Origin of the sequence: Cytobacillus firmus (assembly GCF_023612095.1) — a bacterium.
Taxonomy (GTDB): domain Bacteria; phylum Bacillota; class Bacilli; order Bacillales; family Cytobacillaceae; genus Cytobacillus.
Map to the genome: position 1 here is coordinate 3,095,379 of NZ_CP086235.1, position 22,150 is coordinate 3,117,528.

Consider the following 22,150-nt stretch of genomic DNA (forward strand, 5'->3'; position numbering starts at 1 on the left):
TAAATAATTATGAAGGCCAACAGCGCGTTGGAGTGCAAACACTCCCCCTCAATTCCCTATTCTACTATATTCAAAACAAATAGATAGGAACGAACATCATAATGTTAAAGAAATGTAATAAAGTGCAAAATTGCAAAGAAGTTTGATAATTCCACGTGCCGGATTTGTTGTTGCTTCCAAAAAAGAAACCCTGCTTCACAGGGTTTCCTAAAATGCATGTTATTAATGCGCTAGTACCTTGCATATCTGCTAATATTAAGCAGAACCCCTATAGCCATTAGCATCAGTGTCAGGGAAGATCCCCCGTAGCTCAGAAATGGAAGCGTGATTCCCGTAACAGGCATCAGACCTGTTACAACCCCTATGTTGATCATTACCTGTATAGCGACCATGGCTATAATCCCAACAGCCAAAAAACTCCCATATAAATCAGGGGCACCAAGAGCAATGCGGATGCCTCGCCATAAAAGAAGGGCAAATAACAATATGACAAAAGATCCGCCAATAAACCCAAGCTCCTCAGCTAAAATGGCAAAAATAAAATCTGTCTGCGGTTCAGGAAGATAGAAAAACTTTTGTCTGCTCTGTCCCAGACCAAGGCCAAACAGCCCTCCAGGCCCAATTGCATATAAGGATTGGATAATCTGGAAACCGCTGCCCAGCGGATCCTCCCATGGGTCAAGAAAGGATGTTATCCTCTTTATTCTGTAAGGGGCTGACAGAACCAGTGCCACAAATCCGGCCAGACCCGCAGCGGCAAACCAGACAAAGTGGCTGATTCTGGCCCCTGCAATGAAAATCATGACAACACAGGTCCCCACCATTACAGTTCCTGTCCCTAAATCAGGCTGCAGCATAATTAATCCAAATGCTAAAAACACCAGCCCTAAAGATGGTACAAGGCCTTTTCGGAAAGAAGTGATCAGCTTTTGTTTTTCGGAGAGGAATTTTGCCATAAACACAATCATGGCAAGCTTCATAAACTCCGAAGGCTGTATGGAAAATGCACCAACGCCAATCCAGCTCCTCGAACCGTTTCTCACGTTTCCTACACCCGGAACCAGCACCAGAAGCAAAAGCACAAAACAGATGATGATTAACACTTTTGCCCAAGTTCTCCAGGTCCAATAATCCACATTCATAATAAAAAACATCGCAATAATTCCAACTCCGGCAAAAAGCATTTGCCTTTTCGCAAAAAAGAAAGAATCGTCAAATTTATAATCCGCCCAAATTGCACTGGCACTGTATACCATAGTCAATCCTACAGCAAGCAGCGTTAAGGTGACGATCATTAATATAAAATCGGGAGTGGTTTTTTTAGCCGGCAACGAAAACACCTCGAATGCAAGTTTTAGGGCTGTCAAAATAGAACAATATGCCCTGCCAAAATAAGCTTATCCGCTTTCCGGCAGTCTTTTGTATCTATTTAAAGCTCTAAATGCCACGCGAGGAAGTTCAATGCCTTTGCTGAAAGTTTCTTAGTCCCGCAGACAAGCCCTTAACTAAGTTTATGCACCGCATCTATAAACATGTCTCCCCGAACCTCAAAAGTTTTATATTGGTCCCAGCTTGCACAGGCAGGAGAAAGAAGAATCACATCTCCCGGCTCCGAAAGCTTGAAGGCTGCAGGTACGGCGTTTTCAACATTATCGACACGCTCAATTGTTTTTATTCCCGCTTCCATTGCTGCTTTTTCAATCTTTTCAGCAGTTTGTCCAAAGGTTACCAGAGCCTTTACCTTTTTAAGAGATGGGATGAGTTCATCAAAGCTATTTCCGCGGTCAAGACCTCCTGCTAGAAGAAGAACAGGCTGATCAAATGCTGCGACCGCATTCTTCGTTGCAAGGATGTTCGTTGCTTTAGAATCATTATAAAATTTCCTGTTTTGATATTCCCCAACATATTGCAGGCGATGCTTTACACCTGTAAACGAACCCAGAACCCGCCTGATGGCTTCATTCCCGATTCCTGTCAGCTTGGCAGCTGCCACTGAGGACAGGATATTCTCTAAGTTGTGCTCCCCTGGCAATGAAACATCTTTTCTTTCGATCACTTGTTCATCATTAAAATAAATCCAGCCATCTTTCACATATGCACCTTCAGACAGCACTTTGGAAGTCGAAAAAGGAATGATCTGAGCCTTTGAGCGGGCAGCCGCTTCCAATACTTTATCCTGGTCGGCATTTACAATGAAATAATCCTGTTCAGTCTGATTCATCGTAATGTTTGCTTTGGCTGCATGGTATTCTTCTCTTGTGCCATGGTAATCCAAATGGGCATCATATAAATTGGTCAAAATGGCAATTCTCGGCCTGAAATCCCGAATGCCCATCAGCTGAAACGATGAAAGCTCAATCACGATATTGTTTTCTTCCGCGGCATCCTGGGCAACTTCGGAAGCTACTGTACCAATGTTTCCAGCGATCAGCGGCATCTTGCTCCCTTCCTGAAGCATTTCAAAAACAAGTGTTGTGGTTGTCGTTTTTCCGTTTGTGCCAGTAATCGCAATAAAAGGAGCTTCAGAAACCTGATAGGCAAGCTCCACTTCTGTAATAACCGGTATGCCCTTTTCAAGGGCTCCTTTTATCATTGGATTATGATATGGTATACCGGGATTTTTTACGATCAGCTCAAACCCCTCTTCAAGGAGTTCAATGGGATGCCCACCGCATATAACCGTAATCCCCTGCTCAAGCAGTCCTTGTGCTTCAGGATTCTCTGCAAGCGGCTTATAATCATTGACAGTCACAAATGCTCCTAGCTTATGTAAAAGGGAAGCTGCACTCACTCCGCTTTTCGCCAGTCCCAATACTAATATTTTCTTATGTCGATAGCGATTTATTTCTTTCACTTACACCCACACCTCAATATAAATTCCTAAGATTGCAAACAATAACCCAACCGTCCAGAACGTAACAACAACCCGCCATTCAGACCAGCCTACCAATTCATAATGATGGTGAAGCGGGCTCATGCGAAAAATCCGTCTGCCGGTGGTTTTAAAAGAGGCAACCTGCAGAATAACAGATACTGTTTCAATAACAAAAACCCCGCCGATAATAATCAGGATGATTTCAAGCTTTGTCAGGATGGCTATGGTCGCAATAGCACCCCCAAGAGCCAGTGAACCTGTGTCTCCCATAAACACTTTTGCAGGATGGGCGTTAAAGACAAGGAAACCCAATACTGCTCCAACTACTGCTACAGAAAAAATGGATACTTCAAATTGGGATTGATTCCAGGCCAGTACTGCAAATGCTCCAAAAGCGATTGCGGCCGTCCCGGAAACAAGTCCATCAAGTCCATCTGTCAGATTGACAGCATTCGAGAATCCGACCAGCCAGAAAATAATAAATAAAACATATCCCCAGCCCAAATCAACCGAAATATCTGTCAGTGGAATATGTACTTCTGTTGATAAGTCATTCTGCTTATAAACAAAATAAAAAATCACGGAAATAATAATCTGGCCCAGAAGCTTCTGTTTTGAAGTCAGGCCTAAATTACGCTTCAATACCACTTTAATAAAATCATCCAGAAAACCGAGGAGTCCAAACCCCAGGGTAACCAGAAGCAGCAAATATGTTTCTACTGCAGGCTGTGAAAATTTACCGGTCATAAATAAAGTGGTCACCGTGACGGATAGAAGAATCATAATTCCGCCCATTGTCGGAGTACCTGTCTTCTTCATATGGGATTTCGGGCCTTCTTCACGGATGCTTTGCCCAAATTTTAACCTTCTCAGGAAGGGAATAAATATGGGAGACAGCAATACCGTAATTAAAAAACCTGCCAATATTGTGAAAAAAATAACTTGCTCCATCATACTTATCCCCTCCTTTCGCGTTTGGCATTACCCGCAGTTTCCGCTAATCTTGCAGCCATTACAGCAATATCATATGTTGTTTCTTTTTCTTTAAGACTTTCTTCATCCGAAATAAGGAAATTAGTTGTGTTCATCTTTTCTTCTGCTTTACTTAATTTATTAATATATAATTCCATGATATCCTTTAAGCCTTTCGTTAAGTCGTTAGTATAAAAAATAGGGAAATGATTCGGGGTGTATGACGGCGTTTCGGCATTCTTATTCCAGATTGCAGCAACAGCCCCTCTTTCAATAGCTTCCTTCAGATTTCCGTCTTCCCCGAAAGGAATATAAATTCCTTTTGGCTGCAGGTCAGAAGAGGACGATGCCACGGTATGAAATTCCAGCTCATGATCCTTTATTCCTTTGACTGCCGGAAACAATTCCGCTAAATCCTGATACGTCAAATACATTTTATCGCTCCTCTATAGCCTCTTTTGCCACCAGACGGTCATCAAAATCAAAAACATGGCTGCCTACAATCTGATAGGTCTCATGACCCTTTCCTGCTATTAAAATAACGTCTCCTGCACTGGCTTTTTTCACCGCATAGTGAATGGCTTCTTTTCGATCGACGATTACTTTATAACTTTCTTCTTTTACTCCCTCTTCCATATCCCTCAGGATTTGGATCGGGTCTTCACTTCTCGGATTGTCTGAAGTAAAGATTGGGTCTGTACTGTACTGGCATGCAATTTCAGCCATAAGCGGACGTTTGGATCTGTCTCTGTCTCCTCCGCAGCCCACGATGGCGAAAATGCGCTTCTGTGCAAATTGCTTTACTGTTTCCAGTGCATTTTTCAGGCTGTCCGGAGTATGTGAATAATCAACGATCACAGAAAAATCCTGGCCTGCATCTACGGTTTCAAATCTGCCGGCTACACCTTTAACTTCTTCTGCAGATTTAATGATTTGAGAGATTGATATCCCTGCAGCGATACCTGCTCCAATACTGGCAAGGACGTTATAGATGCTGAACTTGCCTATCATTTTTAAAGAAACTTTATGCTTTCCGAATGGAGAGATTAAGTCAAATTCCGTACCGGCAGCAGTCATTTGAATATTAACGGCCCGCAGATTAGCTTCCTGATCAATTCCATAGGAAATGACATGAGCAGCCGTCGATTTTTCATATTCTGCAGAAGCAGGGTCATCTGAATTTAAAATGGCATACTTCGGTTCTCCATGATTATAGGCGCTTCCAAGCTGGGCAAACAACAGCCCTTTTGCTCTCCTGTATTCATCCATCGTTTTATGATAATCCAGGTGATCCTGTGTCAGGTTCGTAAATACGGCTATATTAAAATCACAGCCATGAACACGGCCTTCAACAAGTGCATGAGAAGACACTTCCATTACAGCTGAATCCACACCGGCATCTGCCATTTTTCTAAATGTGCTTTGCAGAGTCAGGCTTTCAGGAGTAGTATTTTTCACTTCAAAAGTTTCATCGGCAATCTTCGTATACATCGTGCCAATTAAGCCGGTCTTTCTTCCTGCGTCTGCAAGAATCTTTTCAATTAAATGACTTGTTGTTGTTTTGCCATTAGTCCCTGTTATGCCAATTAAATGAAGCTGCTTGCTCGGCTGTCCATAAAAAGCATCAGCCAGCACGGCCAACGCCCGTTTTGTATTTTTAACTACTATAACCGGGATATCCAAGTCCAGTTCTTTTTGGGCAACAACAGCTGCTGCACCTTTTTCGGCAGCAGAAGCTGCAAAATCATGGCCATCTACCGTATAGCCCTCAATGCAAACAAACAGACTTCCAGGCAGAACTTTCCGGTTATCGTTAACAATCGCTGTGATTTCAGGGTTTTCACCTTTATATGTCATATAAGGCTGTAAAAATCGCAGCAGTCTATGTAATTCCATCTTTACCATTCCTCTCATGTTAAAACAGAGCAAACTATTCCCTTTTTTAATGAAACTGGTCAAAATAAATAAATATAATCAAAACAACATTCTAAATGATGGCGATATATATTGTACAGGATAATTGCTTTTTTAGCTATTTTATATATAGAAGCAGAACCACGAAAGTATGTTACAGTTTCCTTACAAACAAAAAAATTCAGGCGGCGCAGAGGAAGCCGCCCTCATTCCTTATCTTATTTATTATCAAAATACAGGCGGATCGTTGAACCTTCCTTTAACTTAATGCCCGGCTGCGGCGTTTGTTTTACCACCGTATTCCCTGTCCCGCTGGCATCAATTTTCAGGTTAAGATATAGTTCCCCAAGGTCTTTCTTTGTCATACCTACCATATCAGGAACCTCAATCATTGGGGAATCCATCCATGTCAGCTCTTTTTCAATTTGATTTTTGCGGGGCTTTACACCCATCGCGCGCAGGCTGTCCCCCATGATTTCCCCTACAATCGGAGCAGCTACAACACCCCCAAATTGAACGGTTCCTTTTGGATTATCCACAGCCACATACACGACGAGCTGAGGATCATCAGCAGGTGCAAACCCTATGAATGATACGATATGGTTATTTTCCAGGTACCGGCCATTTTGCGCTTTTTGTGCAGTCCCCGTTTTCCCCCAACACGATATCCATCAACGAACGCTTTTTTTCCTGATCCTTTTGCCACAACTGACTCAAGCGCTTTGCGGATTTCATCAGATGTTTCCTTTGAAATTACTTTTCTTTTTGCATCAGGCGATTTTTTCATCAATACTTCACCTGTTGCTGGATTTATAAGCTCTTTTGCTATATAAGGCGTATATAATGTTCCCCCATTAACCGCAGCTGAAATGGCTGCTACCTGCTGAATCGGGGTAACGGAAACCCCCTGACCAAAAGCAGTGGTTGCCTGCTCGACTGGGCCAACCCGATCGAGATTAAACAGGATCCCTTTCCCCTCTCCCTGAAGGTCGATACCGGTCTTTTCGCCGAACCCGAAGTCCCGGATATATTTAAATAGTGACTCTTTGCCTAATCTTTCACCCAGCTCTACAAAGCCGGGATTGCAGGAATTCTGTACTACTTCAAGATAAGTCTGACTGCCATGTCCGCCTTTTTTCCAGCATCTCAGTCTGGCACCGCCAACTTCAACAGATCCCGGGTCGTGGAAATGATCTTTTTCCAAATTTACCTTTCCCTCTTCTAATGCAGCTGCCAGAGTAATGATTTTAAATGTTGAACCTGGCTCGTATGTACTCCATATCGGCAGATTACGGTTGTAGATCTCAGGAGGAACATTTTTAAAATTCGCCGGGTCAAAATCCGGTCTGCTGGACATCGCAAGAACCTCTCCATTATTTGGATTCATGGCAATTGCAATTATTCCATCAGGATTATATTCCGCCTGAGCTATATCAAGCTCCCTTTCTACAATAGTCTGTATCTTTGAATCGATGGTAAGCTTTAAGTCCATTCCATCAACCGGCGGCTTATAGTCATCCGCCATATCGTTCATGCGCTCTCCCTTTGCATTCGCATAAAACTTAACAGAACCCTTTTTCCCTTTTAGCTTTTCATCATAATATAACTCAAGGCCCATAAGACCCTGATTATCAATACCCGCAAACCCCAGAACATGAGATAGGTAATTACCGAAAGGATAATGGCGTTTTGAATCTTCACCAATGTAAATTCCTTCAATACCCAATGCACGGATTTCTTTCGCTTTTTCATGGGAAATCTTTCTGCCTTGAGGAATCTTCACACTTGATGCCTTTTTGGTGATAAGCTCGTAGGCTTTTTCCTTTGACATATTCAGTACTGCAGCCAATTTCTCTGCAGCATCTGCAGGATCTTTGATTTGTCTGGGTACAACATAGACAGTTGGAGCACTGACATTCGTAGCCAGTGGAACACCATTTCGGTCAACGATTTCTCCTCTTTCCGGTTCGAAGGGGATATCTCTGCTCCAGAGCTCCTTTGCGCCATCTGTAAGCATATTCCCCAGAAAAAACTGAACATATCCCAGACGCAAATCAATTATAAAAAAAACGAGAATACCAACAAACAACGCTGCAGTCAGCCGTTTTCGAACGGTTACATTTGAAACACGCATCTACGGACGAACCTCCTTAAATTATGGCTCGTTCCAATATATGCTTGTACCAAAACGAATAGAACGCACTGCCGCACATCCGGCAGTACGTTCCCCAATTAATCAAGCACTGTTTCCTCTTCTTCCTGCTGCTCTTCTGATTTGAGGTTCTCCTCATTATATTTCTCAGCAGGATGCTCTAGTTCGACTATTAAATAGTCACCTTCCCTAAGTACAGAACCGGCTTTTAGATTTTGTTTCACCACATATCCGCTTCCAACAGTATTAAGCTTTAAGTCAGCAAGCTTCGCTACCTTCATGACGTCCCTTAGAGACCATCCAGACATATCAGGCACTGTTAATTCACCATCTGTCTTTAAAATCACTCGTTCGCCTTCAAGCAAATTGTACATATTGCCAGGGACCTGCCTTTGTATCTTGGTGCCCTTTCCCAGCACTATTGCCTCAAATCCGGATTTTTTTAAATGTGCTTTTGCTTCCTCAACTGTTTTTCCTTCAACTTCAGGCGCATGTTCCGAGTTTGCCTTTAGTTCTTTTGCCGGTTCTATATTTAAATATTGCAGACTGCTTTTCATTACCGGTGTAAAAATCTTAGCAACAGGTTCTGCACCATTTGTACTGAGATCAATTTCCGGCTGCTGGACCGCTACATAGATGATCAGTTCAGGATCATCTTTTGGCGCCATTCCTAAAAACGAGAAGATGAAATTCTCATGACCTGTTAAATATCCCCCGCCATTTGGATCGGGGATTTGGGCAGTCCCCGTTTTTCCGGCAACCTCGTAGCCTTCGATATTATACCTTTTATAACCTGTTCCTTTTTCAGAAGACACAACTGTTTCCAGGATATCCCTGGCTTTCTTTGCCGTTTCTGCAGAAATAGGATTTCCCTTCACTTTCGGCTTTGTTTTTTTCACGACTTCCTTTTTATCGCTATCAACAATACTGCTGATTACATGCGGCTGCATCATTTTGCCGTCATTCGCGATGGCAGTGGCTGCCTGTATCTGCTGAATAGGCGTAATGGCCGAACCTTGTCCAAATCCCGTAGTTACCTTATCAAGCGGCCACTCATAAGCGATCTTTCCGCCCGTTTCATTCGGCAGGTCAATTCCCGTCGGATTTTCAAAACCGAACTTTGTTATATATTCCCTGTATTTTTCATACCCAAGTTTTTCTTTCACTATTTTGGCAAAAGCCACATTCGATGAACGCTGAACACCTTCAAGATAAGTAATCGATCCCCAGCCGCGTCCCTGATTATGGTCCCGTATAGCCGGTGAATTTTCGGTCACTTTATAACTTCCTGATTTATACCATTCATTCGGATCAAACTCACCCTCCTCAATGGCAGCAGCCAAAGTAAAAATCTTCATGGTTGATCCGGGTTCAAATGAGTTCTCAATCACTTCATTATGCCAGGTGTCTTCGATGCCTTCCTTTGTTTTAGGATGAAAGGATGGCCTCTGTCCCATTGCCAAAATTTCACCTGTTTTAGCATCAGCGACTACTGCAACCATTTTTTTCGGCTGATATTCCTCGTCTACTTTATTCATAGAATCTTCGAGAAAAGTCTGGATCTTCTTATCGATCGTAAGATACACATCTTTGCCATTTTGAGCAGGCTGGATTTTTTGATCTCCATTAGGAAGCAGATAGCCCCATATATCACTTTCATAGCTGAATTTCCCATCTTTTCCTGTGAGCACCTTATTTAAGCTCTGCTCGAGGCCCAGCATCCCGACTGTATCGGTCTTATTGGTTTTTGATTTTTTCTTTTCAACATACCCGACTAAATGCGAGGCGAAGACCCCATTTGGATAAAACCGCTTGGAATCTGTTATGAATGTAATCCCGGGCAATTTCATATCTTCTATTTCTCTTTTTGTCTTTAACGGAAGATCGCGGCCCTCTTTTCCAAATTCAACCTGGAATGGTTTATCTCCATCTTTTGTTTTCTTTGTTAAAATCCTGTAAATCTCTGACTCTTCCAGGTCAATAACTTTCGAAAGCGCGGCTGCTGTTTTTCCGGGGTCTTTCACATAATCAGGTTTCATGTCTTTGTCCAGGATTGCTACAAGCTTGTAAGAAATCGTATCCTCGGCAATGACCTCTCCATTCCGGTCATAAATGGTGCCCCTTTTGGCCTGAATGGTCTTTTCGCGTTCATATTTCTGCTGGGCTTTAGCCGCAAGTGCGTGGCCTGCTGCCTCACCTGTTGCCTGAATAGAAACAAAGCGAAAAATTAATACAAAAAAGAGCAGGCTGAATATTAAAAATAATATCGCTGCTCCAAAATTGATATTTGGCTGTTTCTTCATTAATCTTCCACGACCTTGACATTATTTCCGCTGAATTTGAGACCCATTGCTTCAGCTTTCGCTTTAATGCGTTCGTATGTACTTAATTCGCTCACTTGCATGCTAAGATCTGTATTCACTTTGGTCTGCGTTTGGATTGCTTCTTCTGTTTGCTGAATTTCTTTGTTTACTTCGTAAATGGCCGCCTGATTTGAAACCATTTGCACTGCACCAAAACAAACAATGCCAGTGAAAGCAAGTCCCAGTATTTTCTCGCCGGGGAAAGCCAGGACTTTTTTGTTTTTAATTTCTTTGGGGCCTGTACGGGCTGGGTTTGAACATCAAATTGTTTTTCTTCCTGTATTTTTCGGGCTAAATTGCTCATAATTCCCCTCCTGTAATTTTATTCTCTATTCGATTAAAGCTTTTCTGCTATTCTCAGCTTTGCGGACCTTGCTCGATTATTATGTTCCAGCTCTTCCTCTGAAGGCAGAATCGGCTTTCTGTTAATTAACTTTAAGATTGGTTTATATTCATCTGGAATAATCGGCAGGCCAGGAGGCAGATTTGGTGTTTCGCTGGCTTTTTTTAAGGCAGCTTTACAAATTCGGTCCTCCAGTGAGTGAAACGTAATTACGCTGATTCTTCCATTGGGATTTAATATGTCAATAGCCTGGTGCAGAGAATCTTCAAATACACCTAGTTCATCATTAACAGCTATTCTGATTGCCTGAAAAACACGCTTGGCGGGATGTCCGCCTTTTCGCCTGGCAGGTGCAGGAATGGCCTCTTTAATAATTTCTACCAGCTGGCCTGTTGTTTCTATTGGAGAAACTTCCCTTGCCGCTTCAATTTTCCTCGCAATTTGCTTTGAGAATTTCTCTTCACCATACCTGAAGAAGATTTTCACAAGTTCACCATATTCCCAGCTGTTTACCACATCATAAGCGGAAATATCAGCACCGGTATCCATTCTCATATCAAGCGGGGCATCATTATGATAACTGAATCCTCTTTCAGGTGTATCCAGCTGAGGTGAAGAAACGCCAAGATCATATAAAACACCATCCACTTTAGAAACACCAAGGTTTTCAAGCTCTTCTTGAAGATACTTAAAATTACTTTTGATAATCGTGATTCTGTCACCATATTCAGCCAGTTTTTCTTTCGCGTGTGCAATTGCTGTGTCATCCTGGTCAAATGCGTATAGCTTTCCTTTTTCAGACAGCTGGGAAAGAATTAATTTACTGTGGCCTGCTCCGCCCAGCGTACAATCCACATACACACCATCTGGATGGATGTTTAAGCCTTCTACTGTTTCTTTTAATAGTACTGTTGTATGTTCAAACATTGTTGAATGAATCCACCTTTCCAATCAGAGAAGCACAAGACGCAATGTAAGCATCCGGAGCTAAACAAGTATCTTTGTTTCACGGGAAATTATATTACTAAAACATTCCCATTATATATCAAACCCAATCATATTTTCCGCAATATCAGCAAAAGATTCCTCTGATTCTGCAAAATAGTCTTCCCAAAGATTTTTGCTCCATATCTCGATCCGATTGGAAACGCCCAGCACTACACATTCTTTTTCCAATTTTGCATATTGCAGAAGCGGGGAAGCAATATTTATTCTTCCTTGCTTATCTATTTCACATTCAGTGGCACCTGAAAAGAAAAAACGGGTAAAAGCACGGGCATCTTTTTTAGTAAGGGGAAGGCCTTTTAATTTCTCTTCAAGCTGCCTCCACTCATCCATGGGGTAGCCAAACAAACATTGATCAAGCCCGCGTGTCAAAACAAATGTTTCACCCAGGTTATCACGAAACTTGGATGGCACGATGAGACGGCCTTTGTTATCAACGTTGTGATGGAACTCACCCATGAACATACCCACTGCACCCACTTTCTAACTCAAATGTACCACAATCCCCCACTTTCCTCCACATGTTTTTAATTATTCTACCACTACATTTAAAATCCTGCTTCCTATAAGGTATTCACGCATTTTCCGTTCGTCTTTTTATTACATTTTCTTTAAACTCTTTACTGTTTTTTCACAAGGTTTTTCAAGGGGTAAATGCCAGGCGATAAAGAGGTTTCACCTTCTTTTTCATATAGAAAAGGACCTTATCCGAATGGATAAGGTCCTTAGAATAATGGCGAATATTAAATTTTTATGACTTTGTGTGTCCCATCAAAATCAAACGAGAAATGGAGCAATTCTTCAAGAAAATCTGTCCCATATTTATTAAGGTAATACAGAATATTCCACACTCTCTCCTGAGGAATGCCGCCCGGTCTAAGGGAGTTTTCAGCTTTTTCATATTTTTTAATGACCACATCATATTTTTGCTGTATGGATTTCTGTATTTTATTCTCCATGAAATCTATCTGCTTTAATAAAAGCTCTTCATTTTTCTTCAACAGTGGAAGAAGGGCACTAACATCTTTTAATGTAAGCTCTTCAATAAGCTCATAATTTTGTTTTAACTGCTCTTTTGTTTTACGGAACTGGTCTTCTATACTTTCATTTTTAGTACTCTCTAGATAAACTTCCTTCACTTCTTCTGTTCCTGAAATGAGCACAGACTGTAAATCAAGTCCTAATTCGTCCAAATCACTTTCTACAGACCGTTCTAAAAAAGTTATATTTAAACGTGGCATAATAGGAGGCATTTTCATCCCAAACCATTCAAATGCCATTTTCAGTTCTGCCCAATAAGCAATTTCGCCAGGCCCGGCTATAAAGCCAAGAACCGGAAACAGGCATTCCTGAGTGATCGGTCTTGTCACCACATTATTGCTGAGTCTTTCCGGATGAGTTTCTGCAATCTCCAGAAGCTCATTCATGGTAAATTCATGGAAGCATTCCTTACCTGTAAATACCTTTTTATCCTGATTGAACTCCAGTAGAATCCTTTCCTTATGCTTTTCATCATAATAGAACAGGTTGGCAGCATTATCACTTAAATCAATGGCATTTGGAAATCCCGAATTCTCCAGGTTTTGCTGCTGGCTTTTCACACGGTTTGTGATTTCTTCAAAGCCTTTGATCTGTTTGCCGAAAATACTGCTTTCAAGTTTGCGGAGCCTTTGGTCCCCGGAATCAACCAGAAGAAGCCCTGTTTCTTTAAATAGATGCATGATAATGCCTGCAAAGAAATCCACATACGTATGGGAGTGCATAATTATTTCTTCCAATATCAAAAGGATATTTTTTGTATGTTCGGTCTCTCCAAAAGTTTCAATGATGTCTTCCACCCATGCCCTGCACTTTTCACCGTTCAAAGGGACATTTGATACCATTTTCTTCTCCAGGACTTTTTCAGGATAAGTCATTTTTTCCAATTTATTATTCTTCTCGATGAAAATGTGATTTACTTCCTGATAGTCATGATCCTCGCCTGCAATCCAGAAAACAGGTACAACTGGAATACCCAGCTTACTTTCCTGCTTTTTTGCAAGATGAATGATTGAGATGATTTTATGTATAGTATAAAGAGGTCCCGTCAAAATCCCTGCCTGCTGCCCTCCGATAATCACAGCACTATTTTCTTGCTTAAGCTTATTTAGCGAGTCATGAACTGCCGGGGAAGAAGGAAAACGATCCATAAACTCTCCAATATATTGAGAAAGTTCTTTTCTCATAAACGAACGGCCCTTCAGTTCAGCTAACCTTGCTTTATAATCAGAATCCGAATTATAACGATAGTGGAAAAACTGCATAAGTTCTTCTGTTTGTGCAATATAATCTGTTGCAAACCGGTTTGTTGCCGGTAATGAGAGATTAAGAATCTCCATTAATGAACTTCCTTTCTCATAGCTGATCAATTTTGATTTTCATCTTATGAGTATAGCATTGTCTTAATTGAAAAGAAAAAAACTTTGCTTACCTAAATGCTTCAATTCTAAATGTTAAATCATAATGTTTATAAACCTGTTTATTAAGGTATGAAAACAACGGAAGTTACCCTTTGAACAAGACCGATTAGCATCAAGATGATATAAGCAGTTAAATAGAGCAGGAAATTAAATCTCCAGAATCCTTTAAATAAGATACGCATATTAATTTCATGCTTAATTCTCCAATGAATGATAATAAAAATGACAGCTGTAATGAGGAGGGATAGAATAATCATCCAGAGAAAAGATTTGTCCCAGATAACAATAATTAAATAGTGAACCGACAATATAAATAAAAAAGTGCTTACATCCAAGGCAATATGTACAGATTTTTTATGTTTTTTTGTAATTTGTTTGCTGATTATAAAAACAGCCAGATACCCGAGCAGCGGTATAGTCACCAGTGTTGCAATCAGGCTTGAGAACACAGTGTTCAACTTATTTCCCCCTCTCCCTGCCTTTAATCTGACAATAAAGACTTTCTGTATACGGAGCAGACATCTTCTTCATTTCAGCTTCCTTGAGGATATAGCCTAAAATAGCATCTATCTCAGTTTCCCTGCCTTCTTCAATATCCTTAAGCATCGAGGATCTGTTCATCGCTGTTTCCTCACAGACACTTTTCACGTGGCTTAAAGCAGCTGTCTTATCAGTGATATTTAATATGGCACTTACTTCGTCAAACAACTTTAAAAATAGCTGATAATAATATTTATTCGAAAGCAGTTCACCATTTCTAACACGGAGAACTGCAGTGAGAGGGTTGATCAGACTGTTGACGATTAATTTTTGAATTAGCATTTCCAGATGATCTCCGATGAAAGTAAATGGAAAAAAGCAAGATGCCGAATCGGATATTTTCCTCAAAAAATCCATATCTCCCTTTAATGCTGCCACTTTTGTGACTCCAACCCCCGTATGCAGCACAGTATCAGACTCCGTCTTTAAAGCACCATGCTCAACGCTGCCCACAAAAAGGTTATCAGCTTCCAGCATTTCTGCCCACTTCAAGTGCCCCATCCCATTTTGCAGAAACAAAAATGATCCGGATTTGCAAGCATTCATCTTCAATAAATCTTTTGTCAATTCAGGAATACTGTATTGCTTAACCGCAATGATTGTTAAATCCTCTTCCCCCTTCCACTCACTAAAATGGCACGCCTTAATGCGGGTATTGCTGAGGATTCCATTTCTCTCGATTGTAAGTCCATTTTCGCGAAGCATATTCAGCTGATCGCTGTTTCTAACATAGATAAGCACATCATGATTTTCATTTAAGTAATGGGCAAACAGAAGGCCGACAGCGCCTCCTCCGATAATAGCTATTTTCATAACAGACTCCACCATTTTTACTTTTTAAACATATTTTAACAAAATAAGATAAATTCATGGGTAAAATGGAATATATTTTTAACATGAAATCTAATAGTTATTTCTTAATTCCATTTTCCATCCTTTAAATCCTTTAAAAAAAACCCTTTTTCGAAAATCGAAAAAAGGGTTTTTTAATGATGAGTATTATACCGGATAAACTGGATGTTTCCGGACGCTGAATGTTAGTTCTTTAGTCTCGTAAAGAGTATATCGGTTAATTAAAACATTTCTTAAATCTGAAGGTGCAACAATATCGTCAACAATTAATTCAGAGGCAAGCTTGTAGATATCAATTGTTTCTTTATATTCCTGCTGTTTTTCCTGAACATACTTAATCTTTTCTTTTGGATCTTCAATCGCATTGATTTTATTGGAATAAACAGCATTTACTGCTGCTTCAGGTCCCATTACTGCAATTTGTGCTGTTGGCAATGCTATGCAGCAATCAGGCTCAAATGCCGGACCAGCCATTGCATACAATCCGGCTCCATATGCCTTTCTTACAACAACGGAGATTTTCGGAACTGTTGCAGAACTCATGGCAGCAATAAGTTTGGCACCATGACGGATAATTCCGGCTCTTTCAACCTTCGTCCCGATCATGAACCCAGGGACATCCGCCAGGAATAACAGAGGGATATGGAAAGCATCACAAAGCTGAATAAACTTCGCTGCTTTATCCGCAGAATCCACAAATAAAACGCCGCCTTTAACCTTTGGCTGGTTGGCAATAATACCTACAGGTCTTCCTCCTATTCGGGCAAGTCCGGTAATCAGTTCCGCAGCAAAAAGCTTCTTAATTTCAAAAAAGCTGCCTTCATCAATTAAGGAATCAATACACTCATACATGTCAAATGGGGCATTTTGATTTTTTGGGATGATTTCTTCAAGAGCACGACCGGATTTTGGCATGACGGCTTCCACTCTCTCAGGTTTTTCTTTAAAGCTTGCCGGGAAATATGCCAAATACCTTCTTGCTGACTCAATAGCCTCTTCTTCACTATAAGCAAGGACATCTCCACATCCACTGACAGAACAATGCATGCGGGCGCCGCCCATTTCTTCCAGGGTAACCTTCTCCCCGATAACCTTTTCTGCCATTCTTGGTGATCCAAGATACATAGAAGCATTTTGATCTACCATAATAACAATATCACAAAATGCAGGTATATATGCTCCGCCGGCCGCAGATGGTCCAAAAAGGAGGCAAATCTGCGGTATCATGCCTGAAAGCTTTACCTGGTTATAAAAAATTCTTCCTGCTCCGCGTCTATTCGGAAACATTTCAAGCTGATCGGTAATACGGGCACCGGCAGAGTCAACCAGGTATAGAATCGGAACTTTCAACTTCTCTGCTGTCTCCTGAATACGGATGATCTTTTCAACCGTCCTAGCACCCCAGGAGCCGGCTTTTACTGTTGAGTCATTCGCCATTACGCAAACGGTCTGGCCGTTGACTTTTCCAACTGCAGTAACTACTCCATCTGCAGGAAGGTCATTTTCCTGGCAGTTCGCAAATTTTCCATCTTCCTCATAGAATCCGTCATCAAACAAAAGTTCAAGCCGTCTTCTGACAAATAGTTTGTTTTGTGCTTCGTTTTTTTCATGATATTTTGGATGTCCGCCCGCTTCTATTACACGGCTTCTTTCCTGGAGCGTCTCAGTTAATGTCTTTGCAGTAGTCATTCCCATCCTCCTCAATTCTAAATATCCAATTATAGACAAAACCCGAAAGACAGATAGTTACACGGAGCAAAGGGGCTTAGCAGCAGCCCCTTGTCATGTGTGTCCATGCCTGCTTATTCAAATACAACCAGCACATCGCCTTCGTTAACAAAATCTCCTATGCTGACCTTCACTTCAGCAACTTTTCCAGCAGTTTCGCTTTCAACTGGAATTTCCATTTTCATGGATTCAAGCATTAGTACTTCCTGTCCGGCACTAACCTCCTGACCCGCTTCGACCAACACATTTAATACAGTACCTGCCATTGATGATGTAATTTCTTTCATTGTTATTTCCTCCTTTTAGTTAACGGCAAAAGCCTTCTGGGTTAGATAGGATGTAGAATAATTTCCATTACGGAAATCTTCATCTTTTAAAATCTCTTTAAATAATGGGGCATTCGTTTTAATACCTTCAATTTTCAGTCCATCAAAGAACTGCAGTGCATTTTTGATTGCTTCATCCCTTGATTGTCCATAGATAATGCATTTAGCGATCATAGGATCATAAAATGGGCTGACTGCCGTATTTGAAGCATAACCGTAATCTACTCGTACTCCCGGGGAATCTGCCCATTCAAATTTTGACAATTTTCCAGGTGAAGGCATGAAGCTTACAGGATCCTCTGCATATAGCCTAAATTCAATCGAATGGCCCTGCTGCTCTATTCTGTTCTGTTCTAGAGGAAGCTTTTCCCCTCTTGCTGCAAGGAGCTGCCATTCGACAAGATCAAGTCCGGTCACTTGTTCAGTTACGGGATGCTCAACCTGAAGTCTTGTATTCATTTCAAGAAAATAAAAATTCTCCTGTTCATCTACAATGAACTCAATAGTACCGGCATTTTTATAACCGACTGCTCTGGCAGCAGTCAAAGCTGTATCATACATCTTTTGCTTTGTTTGCTCTGAAAGGAAAGGAGATGGTGATTCCTCCACTACCTTCTGATGTCTCCTCTGTATAGAGCAATCTCTTTCAAATAAGTGGACGATATTCCCATGATGATCACCAAATACCTGTATTTCAACATGTCTGGCATTTTCTATATACTTTTCTACAAAAACCTCATCAGAACCAAAATAAGCTTTGGCACGGGACTTGGTTGAGGCAAAGGACTTAGCGAGCGCTTGCTCATTTTCACAGCGCACCATACCAATTCCTCCGCCTCCACCACTTGCCTTCAGCATGACTGGGTAACCCATATCATCAGCAAGCCTGCATGCTTCCTCGAGGGTGGAGGTTCCCTCTCCGCTACCCGGGACAACCGGCACTCCTGCTTCCTTCATGGTTTTGCGGGATACAATTTTATCCCCCATCAATTCAATCGTTTCCGGATCCGGTCCAATAAAAGCAATCCCTGCATCAATTACCGCTCTTGCAAAGCCGGCATTTTCCGACAAAAAACCATACCCCGGATGAATTCCATCTGCCTTTTCCCTTTTGGCAATCTCTAGAATGGCATCTGTTTTCAAATAAGATTTATTGACAGGCGGCTCACCAATATGGAAAGCATATGTAGCTTCTTTAACAAATGGCAGGTCTTTATCTGCATCAGAATATATGGCAATAGTTTCAATTTCCATTTCACGGCAGGTTTTTATGATTCTTAAAGAAATTTCTCCCCTGTTGGCAATCAGAATTTTTTGCACAGTCTGGCCCCTTTCTACTTGTATTAATCCTGCAATAATATATATTTCTACAATCTTCTGCTTATTTCCTGCTATTTTTGTAAACGCTTTCTGATTTTTATAAAAAAACTAAAAATATATTAAGTTTTCCATATGTGCAGAATTTTTTGTTTACTTGTTATATAATAATAGACAAAGAAGAAACCTTTCAACTTTAAAGGAAGGTATTATAAAGCGTTTTCATCCACAGAAGTCCTACACACCGATGGCTAAGGGGGAGATTTTATGAACTATAAGGTTGAAAAATTAAAGGTAAATTATAAAACTCTGGAAGAGTTTAAGAAATTTAAAGAATATGGATTGCAGGAGCTTTCCATGCTTGAAGACCTTGAAGCTAATATTATCGAAAACGACAGCTGAGTCTCCATTTTATGGTATTTACTTCGGGGATAAACTTGTTGCACGCATGAGCCTTTACCAGATTGAGGCAAGATTCGACCGCTATTTCGAACCTGCACAGGATTATTTAGAGCTATGGAAGCTTGAAGTTTTGCCTGATTATCAAAACAAAGGTTATGGACAATCACTTGTAGAATTTGCAAAAGGATTTGGACTTCCTATTAAAACAAATCCGCGTGTGAAATCAAAGGCTTTCTGGGAGAAGATGGGATTTGAACCCGTTCATTATGATATGGAACGCGACCTGGGAGAGAATCCGCTTGCCTGGTTCCCGGCTGGTGTTAAAGAACAAACTCATTAAGCAGCTATCTTCTGCTATAAATGCATAGAAATAAGCGGACAAATTTAAGTCCGCTTATTTCTATTTACAATCATCTATTTCTCAACCTTTTCAGGCTTTATTTCAGGATTTACAGTAAATTTCAAGTTTTTGTGACGGCTTCCGTCCTTAAGCCCAACAAGCTTTCTTGCACTTTCCATAATCTCTACCAGTGCTTTGTAATCCTGTTCCAGCGTATTTAATTCTTTAATTAATTTCTCATTTTCCGCAGCCAGGTAATACATTTGCTTCTCCAGCTCCTGAATGCGTTTCAAAGCACCGGGATCTTCTGCAGGTACAGGTTTCTGAGCATTCTCATATAAAGCTTTCAGAAAGCCGACTAATTCATCAAACTCGATTTCCGTATTAATCGCCTGCACTGTGTTTTCGCTTTTTCCCGCCTTTCCCTCAGGAACTGCATGAAGGTCTTTTTCACTTCCAGCAGCATGCGGGTTTTTCTTCATTTCTTTTCTCTGCTTTTTTGCCAATTCAATACCTGATTTATATTGTTTTCTTACATAAGAATTCCAGCGAAATCCGCAGGCAGCCGCGGTTCTGCTTAACTGTTTGCCAACTTCTTCAAATGCCTGCAGCTGAGTTCCTCCCTCACGTATATGACGGAGCACAACTTCTGCAAGAAGTAAATCTTCATCTTGAGACCAAGCATCCTGACGGGTTGAAGACATCAGTGTATCCCTCCTAGTGTTTTTCTTTATACATATGCCAATGCTAGAAAAGATAGACTGATATCATATTATAAAATGCAACTTTATTCATCCCCGCAAAGAATACGCTTATGACTTATTCAGAAAGCTGTCAACTTTGGCATGGTGTGCTTCTCCCTCCCATAAAACAGAACAGCTGCGGACTTCCTGGTCAATTCTCTCTTCTAAGCCTGCTTTCTCCCACTTATTTACAAGAAGATCTTTATAAGCTTCCAATACCTCACTCTCAAGTCTAAGCATTCTTTCCAGAAAACGCAGACACCCATCGGTTGAATCCCCCTGAAAGACTGAATGTACGAAACCTAATTCTTTTAATTCCTTTTCATTATATAACTTTCCTTCCATCAGCATTCTCATGGCATTGGCAGGAAGCATCTTTTCCATAATAATGGAACCGCCTCCCCAGCCGGTTGTTATGGCTAAAGTTCCCTGAATGAAACCTGCTTTTATTCCTGCTTTAGCAATTCTGTAATCACATGCAGCAGCCAGTTCACAGCCTCCGCCGACAGCTGTTCCATTCAATATGGCAATAGTTGGTTTACGCAAGAATAGTAATTTTTTTAAAATAGCAGCCATTCTGCTTAGCATTCCAAAAGCTTCATTTTCTGTCTTTAAACTGTGAAAGGAAGATAGATCCCCTCCTGAGCAAAAAGCCTGGTCTCCCTCACCCGTAATCGCAAGCGCCTTAACTGATTTCTTACCAGCCATATGTACTGCGGTCTCAAGACCATCCATAACCTCATAGTTTACGGCATTTCTTTTCTCGGGCCTGTTAATCCTGAAAATTAACAGGCCATTTTCATATTCTTCAATTATGTAAGGTTTCATGGCTACCTCCAAAATTTTTGATTAAACTATTTTTAATATTTGCAAAAGTAAAGATAGCTTTATACTTATAATATATAAATCGAAAAACGACAAAAGCACAAGAACTAAGTTCTTGTGCTTTGTATCTAAAGGATTAGTCGTTAACTACTTCTTTTCCTTTGTAAGTTCCGCAAGCTTTGCAAACGCGGTGAGCAAGTTTCATTTCACCACAGTTTGGGCATTCCACCATACCAGGAACCTGTAATTTAAAATGGGTACGACGTTTTCTCTTCGCAGTTTTAGATGTTCTTCTAAAAGGTACAGCCATTCTTCCCACCTCCTTAAAGAGTATTAGAGGATGTCCATAGGAATTGGACAAACCCATTAAGAAAGTTATGAAGGCCAGAGCAAGCTGGTGTCTTCAAGTGCTTCTTGTTTTTCTTCCGTTATGAATCGGAAGAAGGATCATTCTGATCAAAAAATTGAGCAAGTCCAGCAAGACGAGGATCTACTTTATCCTGTTTATCCTGCTCATGAATGACCTCCCAATCCTTACCGGATTGCGGAGCTCCCTCTTCACTGCTGTCTTCGCAGAAAACTTGCATTGGGACTTCGAGTAAAAGGATCTCATGAAGGATCGGATTTAAATCAATCACATCCCCTTTTACCTGGTGAACTTCCTCTTCGGTCTCATAATCAGGACCTTTTAATAAGAAAGTTTCAGTTGTTTCAACATTAATTGGATAATTTACGTCAACTAAAGTACGAGAACAAGGCAGTATTAAATGACCCTTTATAGTTAAATGAAAAGTCACTTTGGCAGAATCTGTATCCGCACGGCCAGTCACATGCATTGGTGATGCACCGCGTATTTCCGGATTCAATTTCATGACCTCATCAGCATTGACAATTTCATCAATGGGAAAGTCCTTGCTTCGATATTTTTGTAACTGACTTAAAGTCCATTTCATACGAATCACCCCAAGGCAACAAAGGTAATTATAGCCTTCCT

Annotated in this window: 20 protein-coding genes and 2 pseudogenes; 1 reads left to right on the forward strand and 21 read right to left on the reverse strand. The window is 40.9% G+C overall.

All coding sequences use genetic code 11. The features are described from left to right. Positions 1 to 230: 230 nt before the first annotated feature. From spoVE to LLY41_RS15610, 17 genes and pseudogenes are all read right to left on the reverse strand, one after another. On the reverse strand, positions 231 to 1,331 hold the full coding sequence (spoVE, locus tag LLY41_RS15530; RefSeq protein ID WP_048007890.1) for a stage V sporulation protein E: 1,101 nt from the start codon (positions 1,329 to 1,331) through the stop codon (positions 231 to 233). A 170-nt stretch (positions 1,332 to 1,501) separates the two neighbouring features. After that, positions 1,502 to 2,854, reverse strand: a complete 1,353-nt coding sequence (gene murD, locus LLY41_RS15535) for a UDP-N-acetylmuramoyl-L-alanine--D-glutamate ligase (RefSeq protein WP_304585810.1) — start codon at positions 2,852 to 2,854, stop codon at positions 1,502 to 1,504. Further along, on the reverse strand, positions 2,855 to 3,829 hold the full coding sequence (gene mraY, locus LLY41_RS15540; protein WP_304585811.1) for a phospho-N-acetylmuramoyl-pentapeptide-transferase: 975 nt from the start codon (positions 3,827 to 3,829) through the stop codon (positions 2,855 to 2,857). A gap of 2 nt (positions 3,830 to 3,831) precedes the next feature. Further along, a complete protein-coding gene (locus LLY41_RS15545) occupies positions 3,832 to 4,281 on the reverse strand; it encodes a hypothetical protein (RefSeq protein WP_095242274.1) in 450 nt (149 codons plus the stop codon). A 1-nt stretch (position 4,282) separates the two neighbouring features. After that, positions 4,283 to 5,743, reverse strand: coding sequence for a UDP-N-acetylmuramoyl-L-alanyl-D-glutamate--2,6-diaminopimelate ligase (locus tag LLY41_RS15550; protein ID WP_304585812.1), 1,461 nt, complete (start codon positions 5,741 to 5,743; stop codon positions 4,283 to 4,285). 236 nt (positions 5,744 to 5,979) lie between these two features. Continuing rightward, a pseudogene (locus LLY41_RS15555) lies at positions 5,980 to 7,895 on the reverse strand (stage V sporulation protein D). A gap of 98 nt (positions 7,896 to 7,993) precedes the next feature. Then, positions 7,994 to 10,216: a penicillin-binding protein gene (locus LLY41_RS15560; protein WP_304585813.1), complete on the reverse strand. Its 2,223-nt coding sequence runs from the start codon at positions 10,214 to 10,216 to the stop codon at positions 7,994 to 7,996. Continuing rightward, entirely contained in the window at positions 10,216 to 10,416 is a 201-nt protein-coding gene (gene ftsL, locus LLY41_RS15565; RefSeq protein ID WP_304585814.1) for a cell division protein FtsL, read from the reverse strand. Before ftsL ends, LLY41_RS15560 begins: the two co-directional genes overlap by 1 nt. Beyond that, entirely contained in the window at positions 10,383 to 10,580 is a 198-nt protein-coding gene (locus LLY41_RS15570; protein ID WP_304585815.1) for a hypothetical protein, read from the reverse strand. Before LLY41_RS15570 ends, ftsL begins: the two co-directional genes overlap by 34 nt. Before the next feature lie 33 nt (positions 10,581 to 10,613). Further along, on the reverse strand, positions 10,614 to 11,546 hold the full coding sequence (gene rsmH / locus LLY41_RS15575) for a 16S rRNA (cytosine(1402)-N(4))-methyltransferase RsmH (protein ID WP_095242269.1): 933 nt from the start codon (positions 11,544 to 11,546) through the stop codon (positions 10,614 to 10,616). A gap of 111 nt (positions 11,547 to 11,657) precedes the next feature. Further along, on the reverse strand, positions 11,658 to 12,089 hold the full coding sequence (gene mraZ, locus LLY41_RS15580) for a division/cell wall cluster transcriptional repressor MraZ (protein ID WP_009330903.1): 432 nt from the start codon (positions 12,087 to 12,089) through the stop codon (positions 11,658 to 11,660). Positions 12,090 to 12,367: 278 nt separating this feature from the next. Further along, positions 12,368 to 14,002, reverse strand: coding sequence for a bacillithiol biosynthesis cysteine-adding enzyme BshC (bshC, locus tag LLY41_RS15585; protein ID WP_304585816.1), 1,635 nt, complete (start codon positions 14,000 to 14,002; stop codon positions 12,368 to 12,370). 143 nt (positions 14,003 to 14,145) lie between these two features. After that, complete coding sequence (locus tag LLY41_RS15590; RefSeq protein WP_311315724.1) at positions 14,146 to 14,532, reverse strand: DUF3397 domain-containing protein; 387 nt, start codon at positions 14,530 to 14,532, stop codon at positions 14,146 to 14,148. A 10-nt stretch (positions 14,533 to 14,542) separates the two neighbouring features. Beyond that, entirely contained in the window at positions 14,543 to 15,436 is an 894-nt protein-coding gene (locus LLY41_RS15595; RefSeq protein ID WP_095242267.1) for a 2-dehydropantoate 2-reductase, read from the reverse strand. Between the two features lie 186 nt (positions 15,437 to 15,622). Further along, positions 15,623 to 17,164, reverse strand: coding sequence for an acyl-CoA carboxylase subunit beta (locus LLY41_RS15600; RefSeq protein ID WP_095244136.1), 1,542 nt, complete (start codon positions 17,162 to 17,164; stop codon positions 15,623 to 15,625). Positions 17,165 to 17,277: 113 nt separating this feature from the next. Continuing rightward, positions 17,278 to 17,490, reverse strand: a complete 213-nt coding sequence (locus tag LLY41_RS15605) for an acetyl-CoA carboxylase biotin carboxyl carrier protein subunit (protein WP_304585817.1) — start codon at positions 17,488 to 17,490, stop codon at positions 17,278 to 17,280. A gap of 15 nt (positions 17,491 to 17,505) precedes the next feature. Then, positions 17,506 to 18,849 (reverse strand): acetyl-CoA carboxylase biotin carboxylase subunit, encoded by a 1,344-nt coding sequence (locus LLY41_RS15610; RefSeq protein ID WP_304585818.1) that lies wholly within the window; start codon positions 18,847 to 18,849, stop codon positions 17,506 to 17,508. A gap of 264 nt (positions 18,850 to 19,113) precedes the next feature. Between LLY41_RS15610 and LLY41_RS15615 the strand changes: the two are divergent. Continuing rightward, positions 19,114 to 19,588, forward strand: a pseudogene (locus LLY41_RS15615) (N-acetyltransferase). 74 nt (positions 19,589 to 19,662) lie between these two features. Here LLY41_RS15615 and LLY41_RS15620 read toward each other — a convergent pair. The 4 genes from LLY41_RS15620 to LLY41_RS15635 all read right to left on the reverse strand — a co-directional run bounded on the left by LLY41_RS15620 (position 19,663) and on the right by LLY41_RS15635 (position 22,109). Then, positions 19,663 to 20,292: an RsfA family transcriptional regulator gene (locus LLY41_RS15620; protein WP_304585819.1), complete on the reverse strand. Its 630-nt coding sequence runs from the start codon at positions 20,290 to 20,292 to the stop codon at positions 19,663 to 19,665. Between the two features lie 108 nt (positions 20,293 to 20,400). Beyond that, positions 20,401 to 21,159, reverse strand: a complete 759-nt coding sequence (locus tag LLY41_RS15625; protein ID WP_095244132.1) for an enoyl-CoA hydratase/isomerase family protein — start codon at positions 21,157 to 21,159, stop codon at positions 20,401 to 20,403. Between the two features lie 133 nt (positions 21,160 to 21,292). Then, on the reverse strand, positions 21,293 to 21,466 hold the full coding sequence (rpmF, locus tag LLY41_RS15630; RefSeq protein ID WP_009791160.1) for a 50S ribosomal protein L32: 174 nt from the start codon (positions 21,464 to 21,466) through the stop codon (positions 21,293 to 21,295). A gap of 118 nt (positions 21,467 to 21,584) precedes the next feature. Continuing rightward, a complete protein-coding gene (locus tag LLY41_RS15635; RefSeq protein WP_095244131.1) occupies positions 21,585 to 22,109 on the reverse strand; it encodes a YceD family protein in 525 nt (174 codons plus the stop codon). Positions 22,110 to 22,150 lie beyond the last annotated feature (41 nt).

Coding starts and splice junctions, on each gene's coding strand:
- mraY (WP_304585811.1), bottom strand. CDS start 3,829: ATGATGGAGCAAGTTATTTTTTTCACAATATTGGCAGGTTTTTTAATT.
- LLY41_RS15545 (WP_095242274.1), bottom strand. CDS start 4,281: ATGTATTTGACGTATCAGGATTTAGCGGAATTGTTTCCGGCAGTCAAA.
- LLY41_RS15550 (WP_304585812.1), bottom strand. CDS start 5,743: ATGGAATTACATAGACTGCTGCGATTTTTACAGCCTTATATGACATAT.
- LLY41_RS15560 (WP_304585813.1), bottom strand. CDS start 10,216: ATGAAGAAACAGCCAAATATCAATTTTGGAGCAGCGATATTATTTTTA.
- ftsL (WP_304585814.1), bottom strand. CDS start 10,416: ATGGTTTCAAATCAGGCGGCCATTTACGAAGTAAACAAAGAAATTCAG.
- LLY41_RS15570 (WP_304585815.1), bottom strand. CDS start 10,580: ATGAGCAATTTAGCCCGAAAAATACAGGAAGAAAAACAATTTGATGTT.
- rsmH (WP_095242269.1), bottom strand. CDS start 11,546: ATGTTTGAACATACAACAGTACTATTAAAAGAAACAGTAGAAGGCTTA.
- mraZ (WP_009330903.1), bottom strand. CDS start 12,089: ATGTTCATGGGTGAGTTCCATCACAACGTTGATAACAAAGGCCGTCTC.
- bshC (WP_304585816.1), bottom strand. CDS start 14,002: ATGGAGATTCTTAATCTCTCATTACCGGCAACAAACCGGTTTGCAACA.
- LLY41_RS15595 (WP_095242267.1), bottom strand. CDS start 15,436: ATGAAAATAGCTATTATCGGAGGAGGCGCTGTCGGCCTTCTGTTTGCC.
- LLY41_RS15600 (WP_095244136.1), bottom strand. CDS start 17,164: ATGACTACTGCAAAGACATTAACTGAGACGCTCCAGGAAAGAAGCCGT.
- LLY41_RS15605 (WP_304585817.1), bottom strand. CDS start 17,490: ATGAAAGAAATTACATCATCAATGGCAGGTACTGTATTAAATGTGTTG.
- LLY41_RS15620 (WP_304585819.1), bottom strand. CDS start 20,292: ATGTCTTCAACCCGTCAGGATGCTTGGTCTCAAGATGAAGATTTACTT.
- LLY41_RS15625 (WP_095244132.1), bottom strand. CDS start 21,159: ATGAAACCTTACATAATTGAAGAATATGAAAATGGCCTGTTAATTTTC.
- rpmF (WP_009791160.1), bottom strand. CDS start 21,466: ATGGCTGTACCTTTTAGAAGAACATCTAAAACTGCGAAGAGAAAACGT.
- LLY41_RS15635 (WP_095244131.1), bottom strand. CDS start 22,109: ATGAAATGGACTTTAAGTCAGTTACAAAAATATCGAAGCAAGGACTTT.